The sequence below is a fragment of the Lysinibacillus irui genome, from assembly GCF_028877475.1.
Classification (GTDB): domain Bacteria; phylum Bacillota; class Bacilli; order Bacillales_A; family Planococcaceae; genus Lysinibacillus; species Lysinibacillus irui.
In genome coordinates, this window is record NZ_CP113527.1 from 2,095,781 (window position 1) to 2,117,850 (window position 22,070).

27 protein-coding genes and 1 pseudogene are annotated in these 22,070 nt (G+C 36.8%); 17 read left to right on the plus strand and 11 right to left on the minus strand.

All coding sequences use genetic code 11. The features are described 5' to 3' along the window. The first annotated feature begins 103 nt into the window (after positions 1-103). Complete coding sequence (locus OU989_RS10495) at positions 104-742, plus strand: DUF2306 domain-containing protein (RefSeq protein WP_274797100.1); 639 nt, start codon at positions 104-106, stop codon at positions 740-742. Here OU989_RS10495 and OU989_RS10500 read toward each other — a convergent pair. Beyond that, entirely contained in the window at positions 739-1,440 is a 702-nt protein-coding gene (locus OU989_RS10500; protein WP_274797101.1) for a DUF421 domain-containing protein, read from the minus strand. The two genes, OU989_RS10495 and OU989_RS10500, sit on opposite strands and share 4 nt — an antisense overlap. A gap of 168 nt (positions 1,441-1,608) precedes the next feature. Here OU989_RS10500 and OU989_RS10505 point away from each other — a divergent pair, with 168 nt between their 5' ends. After that, the gene (locus OU989_RS10505; RefSeq protein WP_274797102.1) at positions 1,609-2,646 is read left to right on the plus strand and encodes a serine hydrolase domain-containing protein; all 1,038 of its coding nucleotides are present in this window, start codon (positions 1,609-1,611) and stop codon (positions 2,644-2,646) included. 165 nt (positions 2,647-2,811) lie between these two features. Here OU989_RS10505 and OU989_RS10510 read toward each other — a convergent pair whose 3' ends face one another. After that, positions 2,812-2,991: a hypothetical protein gene (locus tag OU989_RS10510; RefSeq protein ID WP_274797103.1), complete on the minus strand. Its 180-nt coding sequence runs from the start codon at positions 2,989-2,991 to the stop codon at positions 2,812-2,814. A gap of 200 nt (positions 2,992-3,191) precedes the next feature. Continuing rightward, a complete protein-coding gene (locus OU989_RS10515; RefSeq protein WP_274797104.1) occupies positions 3,192-4,349 on the minus strand; it encodes a Ger(x)C family spore germination protein in 1,158 nt (385 codons plus the stop codon). A 177-nt stretch (positions 4,350-4,526) separates the two neighbouring features. Here OU989_RS10515 and OU989_RS10520 point away from each other — a divergent pair, with 177 nt between their 5' ends. Continuing rightward, positions 4,527-5,006: a hypothetical protein gene (locus tag OU989_RS10520; RefSeq protein WP_274797105.1), complete on the plus strand. Its 480-nt coding sequence runs from the start codon at positions 4,527-4,529 to the stop codon at positions 5,004-5,006. Positions 5,007-5,164: 158 nt separating this feature from the next. Here the strand turns inward: OU989_RS10520 and OU989_RS10525 are convergent, their stop codons facing one another. Together OU989_RS10525 and OU989_RS10530 are read right to left on the minus strand one after the other, a co-directional pair. Next, positions 5,165-6,541: an MATE family efflux transporter gene (locus OU989_RS10525; protein ID WP_274797106.1), complete on the minus strand. Its 1,377-nt coding sequence runs from the start codon at positions 6,539-6,541 to the stop codon at positions 5,165-5,167. A gap of 20 nt (positions 6,542-6,561) precedes the next feature. Continuing rightward, on the minus strand, positions 6,562-7,041 hold the full coding sequence (locus OU989_RS10530) for a DUF6530 family protein (RefSeq protein ID WP_274797107.1): 480 nt from the start codon (positions 7,039-7,041) through the stop codon (positions 6,562-6,564). 152 nt (positions 7,042-7,193) lie between these two features. Between OU989_RS10530 and OU989_RS10535 the strand changes: the two genes are divergently transcribed. Continuing rightward, complete coding sequence (locus OU989_RS10535; protein ID WP_274797108.1) at positions 7,194-7,625, plus strand: hypothetical protein; 432 nt, start codon at positions 7,194-7,196, stop codon at positions 7,623-7,625. Between the two features lie 293 nt (positions 7,626-7,918). Here OU989_RS10535 and OU989_RS10540 read toward each other — a convergent pair. After that, positions 7,919-9,492 (minus strand): IS3 family transposase gene (locus tag OU989_RS10540; protein ID WP_274793282.1). Its coding sequence is split into 2 segments (ribosomal slippage): positions 7,919-8,850 and positions 8,850-9,492, totalling 1,575 coding nucleotides; the frame shifts between segments, so codons are not numbered across the junction. 297 nt (positions 9,493-9,789) lie between these two features. On the opposite strand from OU989_RS10540, the gene OU989_RS10545 reads away from it, so the two are divergent. After that, positions 9,790-10,986: an MFS transporter gene (locus tag OU989_RS10545; RefSeq protein WP_274797109.1), complete on the plus strand. Its 1,197-nt coding sequence runs from the start codon at positions 9,790-9,792 to the stop codon at positions 10,984-10,986. Between the two features lie 517 nt (positions 10,987-11,503). Continuing rightward, on the plus strand, positions 11,504-11,842 hold the full coding sequence (locus tag OU989_RS10550) for a hypothetical protein (protein ID WP_274797110.1): 339 nt from the start codon (positions 11,504-11,506) through the stop codon (positions 11,840-11,842). A 276-nt stretch (positions 11,843-12,118) separates the two neighbouring features. On the opposite strand, the gene OU989_RS10555 is transcribed toward OU989_RS10550, so the two are convergent. Continuing rightward, entirely contained in the window at positions 12,119-12,997 is an 879-nt protein-coding gene (locus tag OU989_RS10555) for a DMT family transporter (protein WP_274797319.1), read from the minus strand. A gap of 205 nt (positions 12,998-13,202) precedes the next feature. On the opposite strand from OU989_RS10555, the gene OU989_RS10560 reads away from it, so the two are divergent. Next, positions 13,203-13,673 (plus strand): Lrp/AsnC family transcriptional regulator, encoded by a 471-nt coding sequence (locus OU989_RS10560; protein WP_274797112.1) that lies wholly within the window; start codon positions 13,203-13,205, stop codon positions 13,671-13,673. A 42-nt stretch (positions 13,674-13,715) separates the two neighbouring features. Here OU989_RS10560 and OU989_RS10565 read toward each other — a convergent pair whose 3' ends face one another. Beyond that, positions 13,716-14,276 carry a recombinase family protein gene (locus OU989_RS10565; protein WP_274797114.1) on the minus strand — a complete coding sequence of 187 codons (561 nt, stop codon included), beginning with the start codon at positions 14,274-14,276 and terminating at the stop codon, positions 13,716-13,718. Positions 14,277-14,391: 115 nt separating this feature from the next. Between OU989_RS10565 and OU989_RS10570 the strand changes: the two genes are divergently transcribed. From OU989_RS10570 to OU989_RS10610, 9 genes are all read left to right on the plus strand, one after another. After that, the gene (locus tag OU989_RS10570) at positions 14,392-15,819 is read left to right on the plus strand and encodes a SulP family inorganic anion transporter (RefSeq protein ID WP_274797115.1); all 1,428 of its coding nucleotides are present in this window, start codon (positions 14,392-14,394) and stop codon (positions 15,817-15,819) included. Between the two features lie 9 nt (positions 15,820-15,828). Further along, the gene (locus tag OU989_RS10575) at positions 15,829-16,248 is read left to right on the plus strand and encodes a universal stress protein (protein WP_274797116.1); all 420 of its coding nucleotides are present in this window, start codon (positions 15,829-15,831) and stop codon (positions 16,246-16,248) included. 160 nt (positions 16,249-16,408) lie between these two features. After that, entirely contained in the window at positions 16,409-16,696 is a 288-nt protein-coding gene (locus tag OU989_RS10580; RefSeq protein ID WP_274797117.1) for a hypothetical protein, read from the plus strand. 290 nt (positions 16,697-16,986) lie between these two features. Beyond that, positions 16,987-17,424 carry a hypothetical protein gene (locus OU989_RS10585; protein WP_274797118.1) on the plus strand — a complete coding sequence of 146 codons (438 nt, stop codon included), beginning with the start codon at positions 16,987-16,989 and terminating at the stop codon, positions 17,422-17,424. Between the two features lie 79 nt (positions 17,425-17,503). Continuing rightward, complete coding sequence (locus OU989_RS10590) at positions 17,504-17,797, plus strand: 3-isopropylmalate dehydrogenase (protein ID WP_274797119.1); 294 nt, start codon at positions 17,504-17,506, stop codon at positions 17,795-17,797. A gap of 136 nt (positions 17,798-17,933) precedes the next feature. Then, positions 17,934-18,431, plus strand: coding sequence for a DUF5412 family protein (locus OU989_RS10595; RefSeq protein WP_274797120.1), 498 nt, complete (start codon positions 17,934-17,936; stop codon positions 18,429-18,431). A gap of 235 nt (positions 18,432-18,666) precedes the next feature. Further along, positions 18,667-18,921 carry a hypothetical protein gene (locus OU989_RS10600; RefSeq protein ID WP_274797121.1) on the plus strand — a complete coding sequence of 85 codons (255 nt, stop codon included), beginning with the start codon at positions 18,667-18,669 and terminating at the stop codon, positions 18,919-18,921. A gap of 104 nt (positions 18,922-19,025) precedes the next feature. Beyond that, positions 19,026-19,304: an ArsR/SmtB family transcription factor gene (locus OU989_RS10605; protein WP_274797320.1), complete on the plus strand. Its 279-nt coding sequence runs from the start codon at positions 19,026-19,028 to the stop codon at positions 19,302-19,304. 50 nt (positions 19,305-19,354) lie between these two features. Further along, positions 19,355-19,738: a VOC family protein gene (locus OU989_RS10610; protein ID WP_274797122.1), complete on the plus strand. Its 384-nt coding sequence runs from the start codon at positions 19,355-19,357 to the stop codon at positions 19,736-19,738. A 52-nt stretch (positions 19,739-19,790) separates the two neighbouring features. On the opposite strand, the gene OU989_RS10615 is transcribed toward OU989_RS10610, so the two are convergent. Together OU989_RS10615 and OU989_RS10620 are read right to left on the minus strand one after the other, a co-directional pair. After that, complete coding sequence (locus OU989_RS10615) at positions 19,791-19,943, minus strand: hypothetical protein (protein WP_274797123.1); 153 nt, start codon at positions 19,941-19,943, stop codon at positions 19,791-19,793. 78 nt (positions 19,944-20,021) lie between these two features. Then, on the minus strand, positions 20,022-20,867 hold the full coding sequence (locus OU989_RS10620; RefSeq protein ID WP_274797124.1) for a copper amine oxidase N-terminal domain-containing protein: 846 nt from the start codon (positions 20,865-20,867) through the stop codon (positions 20,022-20,024). Positions 20,868-21,014: 147 nt separating this feature from the next. Between OU989_RS10620 and OU989_RS10625 the strand changes: the two genes are divergently transcribed. Continuing rightward, positions 21,015-21,179: a hypothetical protein gene (locus OU989_RS10625; protein ID WP_274797126.1), complete on the plus strand. Its 165-nt coding sequence runs from the start codon at positions 21,015-21,017 to the stop codon at positions 21,177-21,179. A gap of 412 nt (positions 21,180-21,591) precedes the next feature. On the opposite strand, the pseudogene OU989_RS10630 reads toward OU989_RS10625, so the two are convergent. Further along, positions 21,592-21,998, minus strand: a pseudogene (locus OU989_RS10630) (DinB family protein). Between the last annotated feature and the right edge of the window lie 72 nt (positions 21,999-22,070).

Genomic DNA, 22,070 nt, shown 5'->3' on the forward strand with positions numbered 1-22,070 from the left:
ATGTGAAAATTGCCCACTTGTTTACTTTGTACAACCACTTGTTTGTTTATGTAAAGAAGTCATTCATTTCAATGATACGCTAGGAATGAAAGGAGCTACAAATATGAAAAAGAACATGTGGATGATCAGCATTCTGGCATTTTTTATAGCGGGCTATTCAATCATTCAATATTTTCTATTCGATGCACAACAAGCAGGCTTTGTTCAATTAAAGCGTATGTTCAATGCTTCTCTGAATTCAATGTGGTATATCATGCTATATATACATATTCTTTTTAGTGTATTCGCCTTAGTAATCGGCCCATTTACACTATCTTCAAAGATAAGAGAGAAAAATGTGCAGCGTCATAGAAGATGGGGGACGATTTATATCGTCAGTATTTTATTTGGTGGGGTTGCTGGCCTTTATCTAGCCTATTACGCCACAGGGGGATGGTTAGCGCGGCTAGGCTTTGCTACATTATCAATATCTTGGTTAATCACGGTATGTCTTGCACTGACAAAAATTAAACAAAGAAACATTCAGGAACATCAAAAATGGATGCTAAGAAATTATGCCTTAACTTTTGCAGCGGTGACATTACGAATATGGCTCCCTTTATTCACGGTAGTATTTGGCTTTGATCATTTTGAAACTAGCTATGCTATCATTGCCTGGCTATGTTGGGTGCCTAATTTAGTCGTAATGGAATGGTTCATCCAGCGGAATAGAAAGTGTAAAGCTTTACACAACGTATATTAATAAAGAAATACATGTAATTTATTATGTTGATCAATTGTAGCTAATAGGACATCCTTTAAATCAACTTGATAAGTTGACGTTAATTGATCTGTTAACCAATCTTCTGTAATTGTTGTTTGATCTAATTCATGGTAATCAATCTTTCCTTCTTTAATAAGGATTTTTGGTAGAAAAAAGGGTTCAGGTTGTAATTTCAAATCAGCTCGCGTGGGTGCTTGATATTGTGTGTTTAAAAAGCAAGAAATCGATCCATCTGGTTCCCATAATGCCAGCGCTACATTTTGAATCTCTTCGATTTTTTCCTTTCTTAATTCAGATAAAAGAAAATCAACAGAAATCCTAGCCTTCCGTAAGTTGTTATTAATAATTTCTCCATTTTTAATTAGTGCAATGGGAGGAGAGTCAATAAAATGTCGAAACGATATCCATTTTAGGCTCAAATAAACACCTATGAGGTATAAAAAAACTAAAACTGCCATGGTGATCATGGAACCCTTCATTCCTAATCTTTCATCAGATAAGGGATGGGCAATAATATTCCCAAGCGTAATGGCCATAGCAAAGTCCAAAAATCTTAGCTGGGAAATAGAACGCTGCCCCATAACTTTTGTAGCAAAGAGTAAAAAGAAAAAGGCGACAATGGCACGAAGTATCCATTGAATGGCAGTAAGTGATTCTTGACTATGTAGGAAATCCACGATGACACATCCTCTTTTTTCTTATTGTTCCCTTACCTTACATGATTATGCGAATCTGCATGATAAATTAAGCTGTAGGAAACTAAATAAACTTGTGAAAATGCAAGTAAATGGCTATTGTTTTTATAGGAGTTGCTTTTTGAAATTTAAGGAATAAGGAGGAAATTTATGCAGACAAAATTACAAAACATCGTTATGGAAATTCACCAGAAGAATGAATTCTCGGGTACGGTACTAGTGGAAAATCAAGAGAAGGTTGCTTTCCTCAATCAAAGTTTTGGCTATGCTAATCGCTCAGAACAAATCAAAAATCACGCAAACACTCGTTTTGGGATTGCCTCTGGTTGTAAAATTTTTACGGCAATCGCTATTTGTCAGCTTATTGAAAAAGGAATGCTTTCTTTTGACACGAGATTAAGTGAATGTCTACATCATGATGTTAAAAATTTTGATGCAAAAGTTACCATTCATCATCTACTAACCCATACTTCGGGGATACCGGATTATTTTGATGAGGAAGAAATGGAGGATTTTGAAGCATTATGGGTTGAAAATCCAATGTATCAACTTCGAGAATTGAGTGATTTCCTACCTTTATTTCAGAATAAGCCTATGAAAAATGAAGTAGGTGAAAGATTTCATTACAACAATGCTGGATATATTTTATTAGGATTAATTGTTGAGCGTAGATCAGGAATGGTTTTCTCTGATTACATTCAACAAAATATATTTAATCAATTAAATATGACGGAATCTGGCTATTTCTCATTAGATTCTCTTCCAGCTAATACGGCATTAGGATACTTAGACAATCCAGACGGTTCGTGGAAAACAAATATTTACTCATTACCGGTAAAGGGAGGTTCTGATGGGGGAGCATTTGTAACAGCAACAGACATGGCGACATTTTGGCATGCGCTCATGAACTTTGAACTTTTAAGTGAAGATTTAACAAAGCTTTTACTTTCGCCTCATATTGAAATTAATGAAAGCGATTGTTATGGGTATGGTGTATGGATTAAGCGTAATAGTGAACGTGCTATTATAAAATATCATGTTATGGGGTACGATCCGGGAGTTTGCTTTCACTCAGCATTTTATCCAGACAGCTCAATCAAGGTAGTTATTTGCTCAAATCAATCAAATGGAGCTTTTGACATCATGAAAGGAATAGAAGCGGAATTGTTTGCGAGCAAAATCTTGTAAAGGAAAGAGAGCTTGTGAGTACACAATGTTATACACAAGCTCTTCCTTAATTTCTCCTTATCGTCACAATGGAACAAATCCATGAGTTTGCCAATAGCTTGCATGCAGAAGTTATGAATTTGGAAGACGCCTAGTTAGAGGATAGTCATTCAGTCTCGGTTTCTATCACAATACTATGGGAAATATTGAGTCGATCACTGACCCAATTCTTAAATATAAAATCAATTTGTTTTTCATTTCAATGTCCGATAATTGTTCATCAATCCCTAATTGCTCAAACGTAAAAGTTTCTTGTATTGGATTGTTATATTTCGTATCAACTGCAAAAGTAATTGTTTTATACATGACAGTTACCTCCGATTTTAAAAGTGATTACTGCCTAGGAATAATAGTGAATTTCCTACAAAAAAGGCATATTTTATACTAAAAATATTCGTATTTAGTATATGGTTATGTGGGAAAAGGTGCAAGTTTAGAACTAGATCCTGTCTGCATGCACATATAAACTCACACACAAAAAGGACAGGGTCGCATGGCCTTGTCCTTTATTCTTGTATAGTCTCACTAAATGTTTTTCGACCCGGATTGATTTTTGCTACTTCCACATTAATTTTACTAATAGAATGCTCATCTAATGGAATTTTCCCATCCTTCTCAAGCCTTTTCCATGTCTTTACATTGTCTCGATACAGAAACTCAGACAAACGAAAGATATCAACATCCAATGTTAAGCCCTCATGAAAAGTTTGTAGGATTTCTTTTTTGATCTCTGTCGAAATTTGATGTTTCAGTTCTTGTTCGGATATTTTTCCTCTAAATCCATTGATTGTTGCATTGATTTTTAGTTCAACCTCAAATGTCACAATCTCTTTTTTGACAAGTGGTTTCACATCGATATGAATCTTTTCTATACTAGCTGTTAATGCTTCGTCACTATTTGCGTTTATTTGAACAGTGATTTCACCTCTTTTTGTTCTATTATGCATCCATTGATTGCCTCTTGCCGCATTGTCCTGCAAAAAGCCTTTAAAGCCGTCTTTCGAGAGAATTCCTACCCCTGAAAAATAAGTTTCCTCTAACTGTTCTTCAGCTGTTTGCCAATCTTCTTTAATGGACACATAGGGGATGGTTACTTCATGACTTGGTTCATTTAACCCGATGATAATATCTCTTAAATCTTTCGGCTCAATAAAGGTTTCCTGTTCAGTTGGATTGATGGGGTTACTTAATTTAGATGAGGATAGCGAATTTCTTAGGATGGGTGTGACAAGCAGCACTTCATTAACAGGATTTTTTGTACAGTACACCCAAATTTGGTATCTTGTATCCCGAAAACGGATAAATGTATCAATAACAGGAATAATATGTTCATTTTCCATAACCCGCTCTGAAAAAACTAAATAGCGCATATGACCCCAAAAAACCTCCTGATCCAACGAACGATACAATTTATAAATAGCTTCTTCTATTGTTTTTCCTGTGGCACGCCCCACTTCAGCAGGCGCTACATCTGTACTGGTTTGAATAGATTTTGCAACGTCAGCAAAATTAATGATTTGTAAATACACTACGTACTCATTATCTTCAAAATCTACGCCTACTGCATTGATATAGTACATTCTTTGTGGTTCGGTCATATCCAAGCACCCAGCGAGTAAGGTCGTCAATCCAATAATCGTTAACAATTTGATATATATTTTCATCGTTTCTCCACTCGAATAGCTTTGACATTGTATTTTATATTGATATTGTTAGCTTAGACAAAAGACGGCTTTTTTATAGTATTGTGTTTGTAGAAGATGGCAAAAAAATGAAGGGGGTCACTGGATAACTTTTTCTTCAAAATTCATTTAGGTATGTTTGGTACAGGGGGAGATGTATTGAAGGCTACAAAACTAGTTTTACTCGCTGTTCAGTTAATAGTATTGGTACTATTCATGGGCATTCATTTAATGACGGCAACACCAGGCAGTTCCTCTGGCAATGGGAATCCTGCCTTGCTGCTCCTTATGATCGTCGTTCCATTATTTATCATTATGGTTTTGTTATGGCAAAGGATTTTTCGCTATTATAAGCTAACAAAACAGGTGGTTATCATTGGGCTCCTTTTCACATCTCTTCATATTATTGCTGGCATTATGTATCAAAGAATGGAGCTTGCTAATTATCGAGGGGTAATAGAGAAGGCGTTGATAAAGCAATACGGGTATGCAGATCAACAATATTTATTGGATATCACGTCGGGGCTAACGATTCATGTTAACAATCAATATTTTAATCTTAACACCTTCTTCATGCTAGTCAGTTTTTCTGTTTTTATCGCCTTATTGTGGTTAGTAGTACTAGAAGAAAAAAACTAGAAAAATTTTTTTAGTTTTTTGTAACCTTTTGAAACATCAAGCGACTACTCTATTAGTAGAATACAAAAAACTAAAGCAATATAGTAACATTCACTTTTCACAAAATGACCAGGGCTCAATTGTTGAGTACCTGGTCATTTTGTTGGTTTAAAAAGATGTTATTCGCTTAGCATAGCTTTTAATGTTCGTTTTTGCCAGCCTAACTTGAAGTACGCATATTGCATGATGAAATGTACGCAGAAGGTAATTGGATAGGCTAACCAAACACCATTTAATGCCAGTGACGTATGGTGGGATAGTAGGAATGCTAAAGGCACTTGAACTACCCAAATCGTAATAACTAAAAAGATAGTTGGCCATAACACCACACCAGTAGCACGCATCGTAGCAGAAACAGTTTGTGTATGTCCGAAAATTAAGTAGCTCCAAAAGGCGATATATAAATAATCCTTGGCGATGAGCACCGTATCATGTGAATCAATAAAGAAAGCCAAAATCGGCTCTGCAAAGAGATACATCAAAATAATGATGGCGCCACCTAGAAGATAATTAATACGCACACCCATTTGACGAATTTTTTTGATCATTTCGGTAGAATTCGCACCTAATGCCTGTGCCACGAAGACAGAAGTAGCAATGGCAATACTCATTGCAGGTACTTGTGCATAGCTAGCTACCTGATTGACCACGCCATAAGCGGCAGTGGCATCAGAACCATAGACGTTGACAAACCCAATAACAGCAATTTCCGCAACAGAGATGGCAACCATACTAATGCTTGATGGAATCGCGAGCTTTAATAGGGAAGCTAAAATATCTTTCTTTAATTTAAAATGCTGTAAGATCGATTTGTCTAAACGCAGTAAATGCTTTGTCTTATGCAAATAAGCCAGTAACAAGATCATCGTTACAAGGTTGGATAACACAGAAGCATAGGCAGCGCCATTTAAGCCGAATGCTGGCAAGCCAAACCATCCGAAAAGTAGCGGTGGAAGGAAGGCGATATTTAACACGACACTGATGACTAAAAATAAAAATGGTGTTTTCGAATCACCGACGCCACGCATAAAGGTTGTATACACCATATACCAAAACATAATTGGTAAGGTGAAGAATAAAATTTGTGCATAGCTTATACTCATGTCTAAAATATTAGCTGGTGTTTGCATAAAGCGTAATATCCATTCAATAAAGAAGCCACCAAAGATTGCCACGACAATGGATAAAATGGTTGTAAAGGCTAAGGTTACCCCAACGACTTCCTTCATTTTCTCATGTTGGCCAGCGCCAAATGTTTGCCCAACTAAAATTGAGCTACCTGACCCAATACCTATCGCAAAAGCCATTAAAAAGAAGAAGAATGGGAAAAATGCAGAAATGGCAGCGAGCGCATCGACTCCTAAATTGCGACCAACTAAAAACATGGCAAAAACTTGACCAACCGACTGTAGCACATTCGCTAACATAACGGGAATTAAAAAATTAAAAAAAGCTTTTCTCAGTTTTGTATCTTCCTGTAACATTTGTTCATTCATTTTAAAGTTCCTCTTGAGTTTTAATAACCCATTTCTTTTAAGATTCGAGATAGTGTGCGAAGGCGCTCACCAATCAGCTCACCATCATTATTTAATGCCTGTTGAAAAAGCTGTATATCCTCTTTAATTTGTTCATTTTCTGTACAAACCTCTACAGTCATAGCGTCTCCTTGTAAGCCTACACGATTAATAATAGGGTTTTCCTCATCATATAGATGCTCGTGACGATACGCCTCCTTAAAATAAAGTTGTGTTTCACATACTAAAATAGCCAGGTCAAGAACACGATGCAATGGAAGCTCCTCTGATTGACGCGACCATTTGCCACCTGTATGTCGCCAAACCTTCGCAGAAATATCAACCTTTCCTCGATCATTCCATTGCGCCAAGCCAAGAGAAAGCCCTTGAGCATCTGTTTGATAAGCTGTACGCCCGTCAATATTAGCGTAGTTTTCAGCAACGATAACAGGTTTATGTTTTAAATGTGTTGGGATTTTCATTTTCCGTACTCCTCGTCATGCAGTTTTAGTAATTTAGTAAATTACTGCTTTAGTAAATTTAGCATCCAATGAAATAGAAGTCAAATCAAAAAAATGTAACGTTTTCTTCAATTGTCAGTCTAATAAGTAAAATGATGGAAAGGGGGATATGCATGAAGCCTTATCTACGTATGGTTTCCTTCTGCTTATTAATAATGATAATAATACCTGCCAACGCTGTTGCAACAAGCTGGGTTTATCCCTTTGTTGTTTGGGATGGTTATATGTATGAAGTGACCGATGAAAAAGTAACAACGATTGAAAATAAAATTGGAGCGGTCACGAAGTATTCAGATATGAAGGAATATGGAGGGAATTTTTCAAATGCTTATCCAAAAGGAACAAAATATTTTTCTATAAAGGGGATAGATACGGAGATTGCCATTGCGGTACAGGTTGACAAAGGGACCTACCTGAAAGCCATTAGAGACGGAGAGTATACGTATCATCAATTCAACATTGCCCACAATTTATTTAAAGCTTTAGTAGTAATCGGCCTTTTTCTTATTCTTTTCCTATTGTTCAATGCTTTGCGTAAGAGGTAAGGAGTCTAGTTATACCTCCCGATCTGCTGTATTTGTATTTTTCAATTAGTGTTTGAACGGGCTACCTTAAAACGGTACAACGTCTAACAGGAAAATGGTAAACAGGATGATTAACATTTTTTAAAATTCTTTCGAGAAACCTGTAACCTTTGCAAAGCTGGTACGACTAATGTAATAGTAGAATACAAAAAACTAAAGCAACCTAGTAAGTTTCACTTTTCACAAAAAGACCAGGACTCTAAATATTTGAACTGCACCCCGTCAAGTAGACAGTGGAAATAATAAAAAATGTATTAAGCGGCTTGAGTCCTGAATTCTAACGGACTCAAGCCGTTTAATCGTTTCTGATAACGATAGTAATTATAAAAATGAATATACTCATCAATCGCTAGTTTTAACTCTTCATATGAATCGTACTTATGTAAATAATACTTCTCACACTTCAATGTGCCCCAAAATGATTCAATTGGTCCGTTATCAATACATCGACCAACACGGGACATACTCTGTGTCATATTGGCTGTATCCACAATTCGCTTAAATTCCTTCGATGTATATTGAAAACCTCGATCACTATGTATTAATGGCTGTTCGCCTGATTGTAATGATTGAATAGCTGATTTGATTGTTTTGAAAACAAGGGAATTATTATTCGAATGACCTAACACATAACTCACAATTGAACCATCATATAAATCGATAATTGCACTTAAATAAGCTTTTTTCCCGTTTCCATACTTAAACTCTGTGACATCTGTACACCATTTTTCATTGGGCTTTTTCGATGTAAATGCTCTATTTAATACGTTCTCCGCCACATGATGTGCTGGGGATTTACGATAAGGCTTGCGCTTTCTACGAATAACAGACTTCAATCCACTAATCTGCATTAAACGATAAATACGCTTTTCGTTAACCATCGTTTGATTATTTTCTTTTCGCTGACGATTGATTGTCAACGTTGTACGACGATAGCCGTAAATACCATCTACTTGTTGGTAAAGGAGATGAATGTCCTTTAAAATGGCTTCATTTTCAACTTCTCTGTTAGAAGGCTTGCGACTTAACCACTTATAGTAAGCTGCACGCGAAACATCAGCTATTTCACATAGTAAAAGAATCGAAAGTTCTTCCTCTCGATGTAAATCTTGAATCGCTAAATAGCGTTGCTGTAGACGTATTTGGCTTAACGATGCCTCCTTTCGATTTCCTCTAACTTTTTTAAAAATAAATTTTCTGCACGTAAACGTTCATTTTCACGTTCAATACGTTGAATCTCTAATTTCAATTTCTCCTCAACGGTTAATTCGACTTCATCTTTTGTGCGACCACGACGATCACGTAATCCCTCTTCACCATTCGTTTCAAATTTCTTCGTCCATTGATATACCTGTTGATACGAAACACCATAGGTATGCGCTGCCAACTGATAATTTTTCTGGTGCTTCAAACAGTACTCGACAATCTCAATACGTTCTTCAAAAGTTGTCTTTCTTCCTTCGGTCATAGCTTGACTCATTCCTTTACCTGAATCTTTTATTTCACTATGACTAGTATACTTTTTTACCCAGCTTTTTAAAACGGAGGTACTGCTAATCTCGTATTTCGCCAACACCTCCATCTGTGAATAATTTCGTTGAATGTAGTCCTCCACAGCCGCTAATTTTAACTCTTTTGAATAGAACTTACATGAAGTAGCTTCTTGTAATCCTTCACGTCCACCTGCCTCAAATTTCATTTTCCATCTATGAAAAGTTTGATGATCTATTGAAAACCTTTCACACAATTCATTGATAGAATAGTGACCTTCTTCGAACAATTGAAGGATATATAGTTTCAACTCGAGTGAATGTTTGCTTCGCCCCATAAAAAATACTCCCCTTAGATAAACAGATTTTATTTTTTCATCTGTCTACCTAATAGGGAGCATATCATATTTGAAGAGCTCCTGGTCTTTTTGTGTTCTGGAATCAAATGGGAAGTGATGTTAAAATAAGATCAATACTTTCGAATTTTCTTGAAATGATATCAAGTCACCTATAAATGAAAAAATAACGTCCCCCATTATTTTTTCAAATAGGCATATAAAGGAGTTAGCCAATGCAAAACGGTCCAATTTAAACATCCCCATAAAAAGCTAAAATTTTTTTATGGGGGATAAAAAGTGAATAAAAAAAACCGTTCTTTTTCAATTTTACTGACAGGTCAATCTCTTGCGGATATAGGAGATATCCTCTATATCGTAAGTGTTATTAGTATCATTTATCGTCTAACCAATTCCGCTATTTCAACGGCATTGGTGCCATTTATTATTACTTCCAGTATGTTGATTTCAAGCCTACTGACACCAATCTTTACTACGAAGTGTCCTTTGAATCGTTTGCTAACTATTTCTCAAGGCTGTAAAACAGCTGTCCTCGTTGGTCTTGCATCCTATGTAGAATGGGTAGGTGCTAAGCCAATCGTTGTCTATATTTATGTCATGATTGCGATAATTGCCTTACTGGATGGGTGTGCCAATCCCATTCGTCAATCCTTGTTACCTCATTATGTGGAGGAAAAGGATTTGTTGCGAGCAAATAGTATAGCTGAATCGGTTATTCAATCCATTCAAGTGGGTTCTTGGTTCGTTGGAAGTTCCTTGCTTATTCTTTTTACTCCATCTCAACTTTTATGGGTTGTTGTCTTTCTTTTTTTCTTGGCAACAGTTCTTTTAAATCTTTTACCAGATGTCCCTTGGAAACAAAGTCAGCAGACAAAAAAGCGGCAATTACTAGTCGAAGGCTGGCAAACCATTCTGCAAAGCCCTGTGCTAAAAATAGCGGCACGTATGGATTTACTAGAATCTATTGCAGGTGCAGCGTGGGTCGCAGCTATTTTGCTTGTCTTTGTTGAGGAGGCTTTGCAGGTTTCCTCTCAATGGTGGGGTTATCTCAATGGCATTTTTTTCATTGGAATGATTATAGGGAGTATGATATGTCTAAAATGGACTTCAGTTGTCGATCGTAAAAAAGCAGTGTTCATTTGTGGAGGTGCTTTGTTATCAGCTATTTTCACATTGTTCTTTGCCTTTAGTCCGACAGCACTTTTGGCGTTACTTTGCTCGTTTATGATTGGCATTTGTGGACAATTAAAAAACATCCCACAACAGACCATCGTTCAAATAAGTGTCACCAAGGAAAAATTACCAACCGTTTATACCTCTTTAAATGTCATTGTTACTGGGGTATTTGGCATTTCTTCTTTCATTTTGGGCATCTTATCGGAATGGTATGGAGTAAGAATGGTTTTTGTCGTGTCTTCCATGATGCTATTTGTCGTTAGCCTCATAGCTTATAAAAATAAAAAGTTTTTCACGTAAATTAGTGGCCCCTCCTTTCACGGTTGGGGCTATTTTTATAATTTTTATTATGGTTATGAATCACTAGAGGATAGTACGAAATAAATTAATTATGAGACAGCTTTAACACAATTGGACCAATCATCGAAAATGGGGAAAATTTTAATTTTTGGGTATTGTGGTGTGGCCCATGCCAACAGGAGAGTACCTAATTTAGAGGTATTCTGTCAACGCAATTAATGCCACAGCCTATGATAGTCTTGAAAAGGCCGTAGTATGCGATTTTTATAGACAAAGAGGGGATACTACAAAAAAGCTTGTAGTGATGAATTATCCAAGTACTTTTATTTTTGATGAAGAAGGAAAACTACAATTCAGCAAGAAGGTGAAATCATTCAACAGAAACGAATACAATTAGAGGATGGCATTTAAATATCGAAAAAAGACCGATAGAAATGACAATAAATTCAGAAAAAACGAAACTTCCCCCATATATACGACGTAGATGTAGTAATTAACGGGGAAGGGAGCCATTAGAATGCGTAGGAAACACGTCATTATTATGGTCATTGCATGGATTGTGGAAATAGTGTTGACGTATTGGATTGCCACTATGTTCTCGGTACGATTTATTGAAGTGATGTTTTTCACTGGTGTTGCCTTTACTCTAGGGACATTCTACTTTTCTAGCAGTGGTGGAGCTATGTCTAGACTTTTTGCATCCCAAGTGAGTGCACAAACAGGTATCATTCATGAGCGAGAACGGTTCCAGGTTCAACTTGGTCCGACCTTTTATGCGTCTCTGCTATTTTTCCTTATTGGATTGGTTTTCTTTATCTTACTTGTAACGGGTATCATTCCACCACAAAATATGTAAAAACTACATAGGTTACTGTGGAGTGCTTGTTAAAGTCATTCAACCATAAAGAATCAGCTATTCTCAAGAAGGAATAGCTGATTTTTTATGTTAAAATGACTAATTTTTAATTGATAGAAGCCTACCTTTATTCAGGAGGAACATTTTGGTGGACGTAGTAGATTTCTATCTCTTTCAAGAGATTGACACGGAAGAATTTGTTAGAATCGCAAAGTATTATTTTAACCTAGAAGATGCGACTGAATTTGAAAGTTAGTTGAATAAGAGTTCTTTATGTTATACCGGAGAAGCCTGTGGTATTTTTGTTTTAAAATGAGTGAATAAATAGCAGCCGATAATAACGATCAGTCCTCCAGCCCCTTGCAACCAAGACAGCTTTTCTCCGATAAACAAAAAGGCAAGCAGGGCCGTGAAAATAGGATTAAAGTTTAAAAAAATACCAGAGGCTGTTGCCCCTAAATTCTGTACCCCAATATTCCAAAATACCATACACAAAACAGTAGAGATAATGCCTGTATAGAGGAGTGAAAGAATGAAAGCCGAATCCATATTAGAAATGGTAAAATCCATCCTTGTAAACGGTACAAGCATGAGCACACCGAATATACCTGCGTATAATGTCGCCATTAACGGAGAAGTAGTTTTCATAGCCCATTTACTACAAACCGAATAAAGTCCCCATACACAGACAGCTGCAACCATCCATAAGTCCCCAGTATTCAATTGGAAATCCAGTAATAGCTGCCATTCTCCTTTCGAAAGAACAAGAACCACACCGAATAAAGAGATTGTCATTGCCACAAGCTGCATGCTATTTATTTTTTCTTTTAGCAAAACAAACGAAAAGAGGGCAATTGAGATTGTATTCATCGTTGAAATTAGACCTGCATTAGTGGATGTTGTCCGTTCTAAAGCTAAAAATTGAAAAATATTAAATAAGGCCACACCTGTTATGCCCATTAAGAATAAGGGCACAAGAGCTTGTTTTGCAGGCACTAATTTCTTTTCTTTCCACCAGACGAATGGTACAAGGACGACGACTGCTATTAACCATCTTGCTGTGGTTAATGTCATAGGAGAAGCGTGTGCGACAAGCGTTTTAGCCACGACAAAATTTCCTCCCCAAAGTAGACTCGTGATGAGCATTAAGCCCATATAAAACTTAATCAAGGCATGTAACACTCCTTTCAAATAATATGTATACTAAGAATCATAGCATTATCGGATGTTTAGCTGTATAATATTTTGTTGAATTGAGTAAATTCAAAATAATTAAAAGTTATTGAAGTTTTTACAAAAAAATCTTCTGTAATTAAGCGTTATATGTCAGTTGTAAGAAATTATCGAAAGGGGGAAAATTGTGGAGGAGATTAAAAATAAGGCGTTAGATAGCGTGGACCTTCAATTATTAGATATTTTGCAGAGAGAGGTTCAACTCAGTAATGCAGAATTGGCTAGACGAGTCAATCTATCCCCGCCAGCAACACATACGAGGGTCAAACGTTTAGAAAATGAAGGATATATCGATCAGCAAGTCGCGATTTTAAATCAGGAGAAATTAGGTTTTGATTTACTGTGCTATGTTTTTATGAGTACAAATATTCATCAAGCAAAGGAACTAGAGGAATTGGAGAACAGCTTGAAAACAATGACCGAAATATTAGAATGTCATTGTTTAACAGGTGCCTATGATTATCTGTTGAAGGTTGTTATACGAGATCGCAAGGAATTGGATTTATTTATTCGAAAATTAAATAAGCTCGGGATTTCTAGAATTCAAACGAACTTATCCTTACGTGAAATTAAATTTTCTACAATATTACCAATATAAAAAAACAGCAAGTTTGAGCAGCGAACGCTCACTTGCTGTTTTTTAGTTATCATGATGGCCTTTATTCACTTCATCTATATAACGGTATAAGGTAGATTTACTTATGCCTGTTTCGTTTTTAATGTCCATAAGTGAATAATTTTTACTTTGATACATCGCAAATGCTTTTCGTAAATTATCATCTGATTTTTTAGGTCGTCCAATCGTTTTTCCCGCTTTTTTAGCTTCAACCAGACCAAATGTTGTGGCATGGCTCTTCAGCTGAGTTTGTAGATTAGTAAAGAGGGTAACGGACTCTAATAAATCTAGCTGGAGCAATGATGTATTGGAAATCTGCTCCTCTAGGAACGTAATCCTGACACGGTCTTTTGCAAGGACGTGAAGGACATCTAATAATTGATGAAAGGAGTCTGCTAGCACCACTAGATTTTCAACAACAATTTCATCGCCTGGTTGGATTGTCATTAATAGATCCTCTAGGACATGCCTTTTTTTCGAAAAGGGATGTGCTTCTACAAATAATTGATCTACTTGTCTATCTACTAGCTGTTGTTCTCCTGATTCATCACCAATTATTGGCCGCTTATAGCCGTAAATCATCATTAATCCTCCCAAAATCATTCCTTTTTGGGAATGAGTATGTTATGCTACTTCTTGTTCGTCCCAAATAGGTATCTTTTGGTACGATTTATTCTACTATAACTAAGGGAGTTTATTTATGCAAACGTTAAAAGAACAATGGTTTGGCAATGTCCGTGCTGATCTATTATCAGGTATAGTTGTTGCCCTTGCACTTATTCCCGAAGCCATCGCATTTTCTATTATTGCAGGCGTTGACCCGATGGTAGGTTTGTATGCTTCATTTTGTATCGCGACCATCATCGCCTTTGTAGGGGGAAGACCGGCCATGATTTCCGCTGCTACAGGTGCGATGGCATTGGTGATGACGAGCCTTGTAAAAGATCATGGTCTTCAATATTTATTAGCAGCAACGATTTTAACAGGTATTTTCCAATTGTTATTTGGGGTACTAGGTATTGCTAAGCTAATGCGTTTTATACCTAATGCCGTTATGATTGGCTTTGTCAATGCGCTGGCTATCTTAATTTTTATGGCACAAGTCCCTCACTTTTTAAAAGAAGGGCTTTGGACATATGTATTTATTGGCATAACATTGTTGATCGTGTATATTGTACCTAGATTTTTCAAAGCAATCCCAGCACCATTAATTGCTATCGTTGTCTTAACAATTGTGGCCTTCTCAACAGGTGTGGAATTAAAAACGATTGGAGACTTAGGTTCCATTGAGCGTGCATTACCGTCATTCTTCATTCCAAACGTGCCATTTACAATGGAAACGCTAATAATTATTTTGCCTTATTCATTAGCTCTCTCTATCGTTGGATTACTAGAATCCCTGTTAACCTCGCAAATTGTCGATGATATGACAAGTACGAAAAGTGATAAAAACCGAGAAGCACGTGGGCAAGGTATTGCCAATATTGTCAATGGCTTTTTTGGTGGCATGGCCGGCTGTGCGATGATCGGTCAATCAGTCATTAATGTTAAATCTGGAGGGCGAGGACGTCTATCAACACTAGTGGCAGGGGTCTTTTTAATGTTCCTCATCATTGTCCTTGGCGATTTAGTGGTAGATATTCCAATGCCGGTTTTGGTTGGTATCATGATTATGGTAAGTATTGGTACATTTGACTGGGATTCATTCCGTTATATTGTGACAGCTCCTCGGGCAGATGCATTTGTCATGATTGCTACTGTGCTCATTGTTGTATATACCGATAACTTAGCTATTGGTGTTGTCATCGGTGTTATTTTAAGCGCCCTCTTCTTTGTATCGAAGGTATCGAAGGTTTCCATCCAGCAAGCAGGTACGACCTTTATCATCGAAGGGCCCTTATTTTTTGCCTCAACGAAAAGCTTTATGCAGGCATTTGAACATATTAAAGCTTCCAGTATTACTATTGATTTATCAAGTAGTCATCTATGGGATGAATCGGCCGTTGGAGCACTCATGAAAGTCAAAGCCCGTCTAGAAGCACAACAAATTGATGTAAACCTAGTAGGCTTAAATCCTGCAAGCCAAGCGTTATATTATCAATTAAATGGCATCACAACCAACCATTAGGAGGTAAGCGTGTATCAGCGTATTTTATTAACAGTAGATGGCTCTGATAATGCGTTTCGAGCAGCACAGGAAGCTATAAAATTAGCCAAGCTGTCCGAAACCTCCACAATCGATATTGTGTATGTGGTGAATGTAGATAAAATAAAGAATGAACTGCTAATCGCTGGCACTATCGACAACGTGGAGCTAGCCCGTCAGCGCAAAATCGCCCCAGTTGAACAGGCATTACAAGAAGCAAACATTTCTTATCAAACAACATTTTTAAAAGGAGACTCTGGTCCCGAAATTGTACGCTATGCCAATGAACAACAAGTAGATCTTGTGGTCATCGGTAGCAGAGGATTAAATAGCTTACAGGAAATGGTCCTTGGCAGTGTTAGCCATAAAGTCATGAAACGTGTACAATGTCCAGCCTTAATCGTAAAATAAAACCAGCTGTCCCAACACCTTGTCAGAAACGACAACACGGTTGGGACAGCTTTTTTATGCAAGGTTTTTTTGAACTGCTCAACAAAACGTCGGACCCTTTTCCGCGATGAGGAGGAAGAGTCCAGGAAAAGTGATGGATCTCCTTTAAGTGATGAGATAAGTGTTCAAAAAAGTGAAGGATCCGCTCCAAACAATAAGGGAAGCGCTCAAAAAAGAGAGGAACCCGCTCCAAGTGATGAGAAAAGCGCTCGATAATGTAAGGACCCCGCTCCAAACGATGAGAAAAGCGCTCAAAAAAGTAAGGAACCCGCTCCAAATGATGAGAAAATCGCTCAAAAAAGTAAGGGACCCGCTCCAAATGATGGGAGAAGCGCTCGATAAAGTAAGGAACCCGCTCCAAACGATGAGAAAAGCGCTCGATAAAGTAAGGAACCGCTCCAAACGATGAGAGAAGCGCTCGATAAAGTAAGGGACCCGCTCCAAATGATGAGAAAAGCGCTCAAAAAAGAGAAGCTCCCGTTTCAAGCGGTGCGAGAATTAGCGGCTATTTATAATAATGTTTGAAAAAATCAACTCGTTAGTTAGTCTTGAGGTGATTATTTTTTTGGATATTTATGTTAAAATTAATTTTAAGTAAATCATCGAATTCCCCTTTATGCTATGTTGATATGTATCATCGACAAGCGGTGTTTCCTTATTGAGCTAGCTGCGTATTTTGGTAGAAAAGAGTGATGTGGAATGACTAAAGATAAAAAACAATCTAAGAAAAGAGGTAGTAAAGTCATATACGGTACGACGCCTGAAGAACGATTTAAAGAAGTACACGGAATGACAATAGAGGAATGGCAAGCAAAAGAAGTAGAAATGTTTAAAGCTAAAACAGGTATGAGTTCCGACGAATGGTATAGACAACAGGTTAATTCTTCAACACCAATTGATTATTTAATAAAAAGTAATGGCGGTGTTTCTCAGGATGATATCGAACTGGTGCGAGATTTACAAGAGTTGGGATTAAACGATAGCGTTATAAATGTATTGTTAGATTATGTAAAAATTGTTAATAGAATTGGTTTTATTCACCCGTTAGTAAGAGAAATGGGGGAATGTTGGCTCAAAAAAAATATCGTAACTATGGAAAGTGCAATAGCTTTTGTCAGAGAAGAGTGGGATAAATAAGGTTCGCGGACCCTTATTAAACTAATGGTGCAAAATTGTCCACCTATAGTTTTTATAATAAAAATATAAGGAGAGCTAAATGGATTATTTCTTCATAATTCTAATGGGTTTTTTTATCGTTATTGCAAATATTATTGGGTTTATCTCATACAGAAAAAAGAAGAATCTCTATTTTTCTGCTTTTACAATACTACTACTAGCAATCTTTTTTGGTACGCTCGGTGGAACATTAGCAATAATAATTATTCGAGATCCTTTCGCGCTGTTTTATGGCATGCAACTTGGGTATTATTTAATGATAAATAGTGCTATCGTTTTTATTATTGCCATTTTAGCAACTGTTGTAAAAAAATATAACAGCAAAAACATTTGATTCGCTACTTTACTTTAAAAAGAGTTTTGCGAAATGATATGTTAATGAAAAAAGAGGGATGACCATATTCATTTTATTTGGATTATTCATTTCATTTATTACGATTATTTTATTTCTGATGTTATGTGCGAACATAATGATTTCTACCATTACAAAGAAAGCTTTTCCTAAAAAAATGCTCATTGCAACATTGTTAGGCATTGTTCTGACATCTTCAATCTTTGTATATAAAATGTACTTTTTTTCATTCAGTAATATTGATAGAGAATTTATTCAAAAAGGACCTGGACCTGTAACATCCCCTACAGAAAAGTATGATGCTAATGCTTATTACGAACCATATGGTGGAGCTGCAGGTGGTGTAAATGTATGGGTTGAAATTACAAATAATATGGAGAAAAGTAAGGTCAAAACAGTTTATTATAGTGATGCTAAGAGTAATTTTGCGATGGAATGGCTGGATGAGGATACGCTGTACATAGTAAATGATGACCCCAGCTATCCAAATTCAAATAGAAGCATCCAATTAATAATTGATAAAGAGATTTATCATGAAAATGGATTGGCTTGTAAAAGTTTGTTAATGAAAGATGAATATGAAACTTGCTATCAAAACTTCAGGAAAGACCCTTGATTCTCAGTGTTGTAGGGTGGTTTTGCATTACCTATACTTAAATCAAAAAATAATTCAATTTTGAACTTTTTTCAAAGTGGAGTTTTTGTGTTTGCTATAAATTATTTTTTAATATTAGGTATTCATTTAAAGAGATGAGAACGTATGGCAATGTGTGAAAACAGCTCAATAAGTATAGTACCCGCTCCAAACGAGGAGTTAAGCGCTCAAAAAAGAGAAGCCTCCGCTCCAAACGATGATAGAAGCGCTCGAAAAAGAGAAGAACCCGCTCCAAACAATGCGAGAAGCGCTCAAAAAAGTAAGGAACCCGCTCCAAATGATGGGAAAAGCGCTCAATAAAGTAAGGAACCCGCTCCAAACGATGATAGAAGCGCTCGAAAAAGAGAAGAACCCGCTCTTAAATGAGAAGCCCCCGCTCATAAAAGAGTTATCCCCCCTCAAACCAATAAGGCAATCGCTCAAAAAAACTAAAACCCGCTCCAAAATGTAAGAAGCAATCCCCACAAAAACAAATCGTTCCATCCTATCCTATACATGCAACTGATTAGTTGCTTCTAATTGACCTGCAACCAAATAGTTGCTTATAATCGATGTATGAATTGGGATAAAGACACTATTTTTAAAGCACTTGGGGATTCGACACGGAGACTTATATTAGACGAACTAGCCGAACGTGACGAGATGACGTTGTATGAATTGACGGTTCGCCTTCTCATGAAGTATGAACTTTCTATTTCGAGACAGGGGATTGCCAAACATCTTTCAGTGTTAGAAAATGCAGGACTCGTCACATCACAACGTAAGGGAAAATATCGAGTGATGATCTTCAATAAAGAACCACTTCAAGATTTGCTGAAAGGATGGGTAGAGTAAAGTAAGAGACGGCACTGGCACTACACCACAAAGACAAGGAGGAAAATATATTGAATATCATAGTAAACAGTATATTTGTACAAGATCAGGCGAAGGCACTGGCATTTTATACGGAGAAGCTAGGGTTTGTAAAAAAGGAGGATGTTCCTGTAGGTAAATATAGATGGTTAACGCTTGTTGCGCCTAATGATCAAGAGGGTCCGGAGCTTTTGCTCGAACCAGATGAGCACCCTGCAGCAAAAGATTATCAAAAGAGGATTTTCGCAGAAGGGATTCCCGCAACGATGTTTGGTGTTGCAGATATAGAAAAAGAGTACGCGAGTTTGCTGGAGAAGGATGTAAAGTTTACTATTGCACCGACCAAAACAGGGGATGTCACAATAGCAGTTTTCGACGACACTTGTGGGAATCTTATACAGATTATACAAAGATAGTCCAAAATAGAAGCGTGTTTTGATTGTATTTCATCAAAACACGCTTTTCCTGTTAGTCATCAAGTACCAAAACATTTTGATGTTCTTTTGGCTCTGCATTGACGGTCTGTTCTTTGGCTTCGGCTTCCTCACTAGGCGGAGCTTGTTCCGCGGAGCAGGCAGCCAGGAAAAGTAGCACAATACTTAGTAACAGTAATTTCTGCATGTGACAAACCTCCATCGAGCAAACGTTGATAGGAATAGTTTGCGCAAATTCATACAGAATATGTTAAGCATAAAAAATTTAAGCTACTGTATTACTAATAACGGTACTAAAGCCATTTTCTGATGCATTGTTGATAAGCTGTTGGATCGAATTCACGGCTTGCTCTGAGAAGATATACCAGCTATTTTCGGAAACATCATGTAGAAGTACCTTAGGATAGCCTTCTAGTAGTTCTTCTGGGAAAGGACCGTTTAATGAATAAATATCAAATTGCTTGATACTCTTATTGTCATGAGTCATAAAATCATACTGGCCAAGCTTGTAGTAAGACCCAGGTTCATCTAAATTAATGTGCCAATAATATTCCTTTGGAGCTTCTACTTTGTCGCCTTTCTTTTCTTGGAAAATTTTATAAATAGCGTTGTGATAGGCATTGCCCTTTATCTCTTGAATGATACCACCCATTGTCATATGGTATTCATATTGTAGGGCCTTTATTTTTTCATTTTCAATCAGCAATGGTTTAGTGGCAATAGACACTGTTCCTTGCTTGTAATCGACTTGGCTGCCAAATGTTTCGGCAATAAAGCGGAGCGGTACATAGGTACGGTTATTTTTAATGTAAGGTTTTACATCTAATTGCTCCTTTTTGCCATTTTTAATTACTGTTTGATTGTTGACATTTAAAGAAACCGTTGTTTGATTCATCGATAGGGTAATTTTCGAATCTTTCCAATCAACTTGGGCACCAAGGTTTTCGCTGATTACACGTAATGGTACCATTGTTCGATTGTTTTTTTGCTCGGGTGCTGTATCCGTTTTTACTACAACATCGTCAATTTTAATTTGAGTCGTGGCAGCATCAGCCGGTGAAGCCATCCATAACATTGATGTTATACAAAGACCTGTGAAAATTTTCTTCATGGTAATAAACCTCCTAATATATAAAAAATTGCCACATATACAATTTTACCATAATATTCTTCTGTTTTTAATTAAATTTTTGTATAAATACCGTAGCGTATAATCCGATTATGTTATCTAATACTAAAACTGAAAGGAGGTTATTCTGTGAAATTTTTAACTTGGGGCATTGTAGGTGTGGCGCTTTTTGCAGCCATGAAAGGCTATGGGAAATCAAACCAAGGACAGAAGGAAAGCTTTCAGCAAACGACAACACCTGTTCAATTAGTTGCAAATGCTAATCCACTGACAGCCAATACGCCGAAACAATAACATGAAATATAGGCTTATAGATTGATTTTAATCTATAAGCTTACTGAATTTTACATAAATATCCTATCATTGGTATAATAGATTGCGAGAAAATGGGTGTAGATGCTTCATTTTAAAAATTATCATGATGACGATTTAGAAGTAATTCTGCAATTATTTTACGAATTTGTACATAATGTCAACGCTCAAGATTATTCAGAGGCACAATTGGGGGCTTGAGCACCTTCAGAAATGCAGCAACAAAGTTTATTGGTCAGAAGTTGAAGACGTTCGGACAAGAATATATCGAGCCTTAGAAATAAATAAAGGTGGAAATTGTCTACCGCAACAAAATGGTTAAATCTTATTTTGATTTGCATCTGATAAAGGTAACTTAAAAATTAGCAATGAATAAGGAAGCAAAAGACCCGAATTAGTTCAGGAATCGATGAATGGTTAAAATCGCTTGGAAATGCAACCCTTCATGAAAGATAGTGCGTAGCAGTACTTGTTCAATGGTTTGCATGCCCATGTCAATAGGGGGAAATTCTTCAGCCAATCGATCACCATATCGTTCCTTGACTTGGTCAGGCTGCCGAGCCAAGTACTTTTTAATTCCTCAAGGGTTGGCGTTTCTTTGTCAAAATGATTCGGCGATGTGCCAAAACCAAACCATTTCATGAAAACGTTTAGCTCCGTGTCCTTTTCTTTTGTTAATGCTTCTATCCATAAATATTGATCGAGATAGAGATGGCCCAAATTCCAGCGAATATTATTATGAAAACCAGTTGGAATGATATTTGCCTCTTCTTCAGACACATGCTCTAGGAAGTGGAGCAACTCGCTACGGTAATGAGCTAATTGCTCAAATAAATTTTCTTGACGTTGATTTAAGTTAAACCCTCCTTTTTA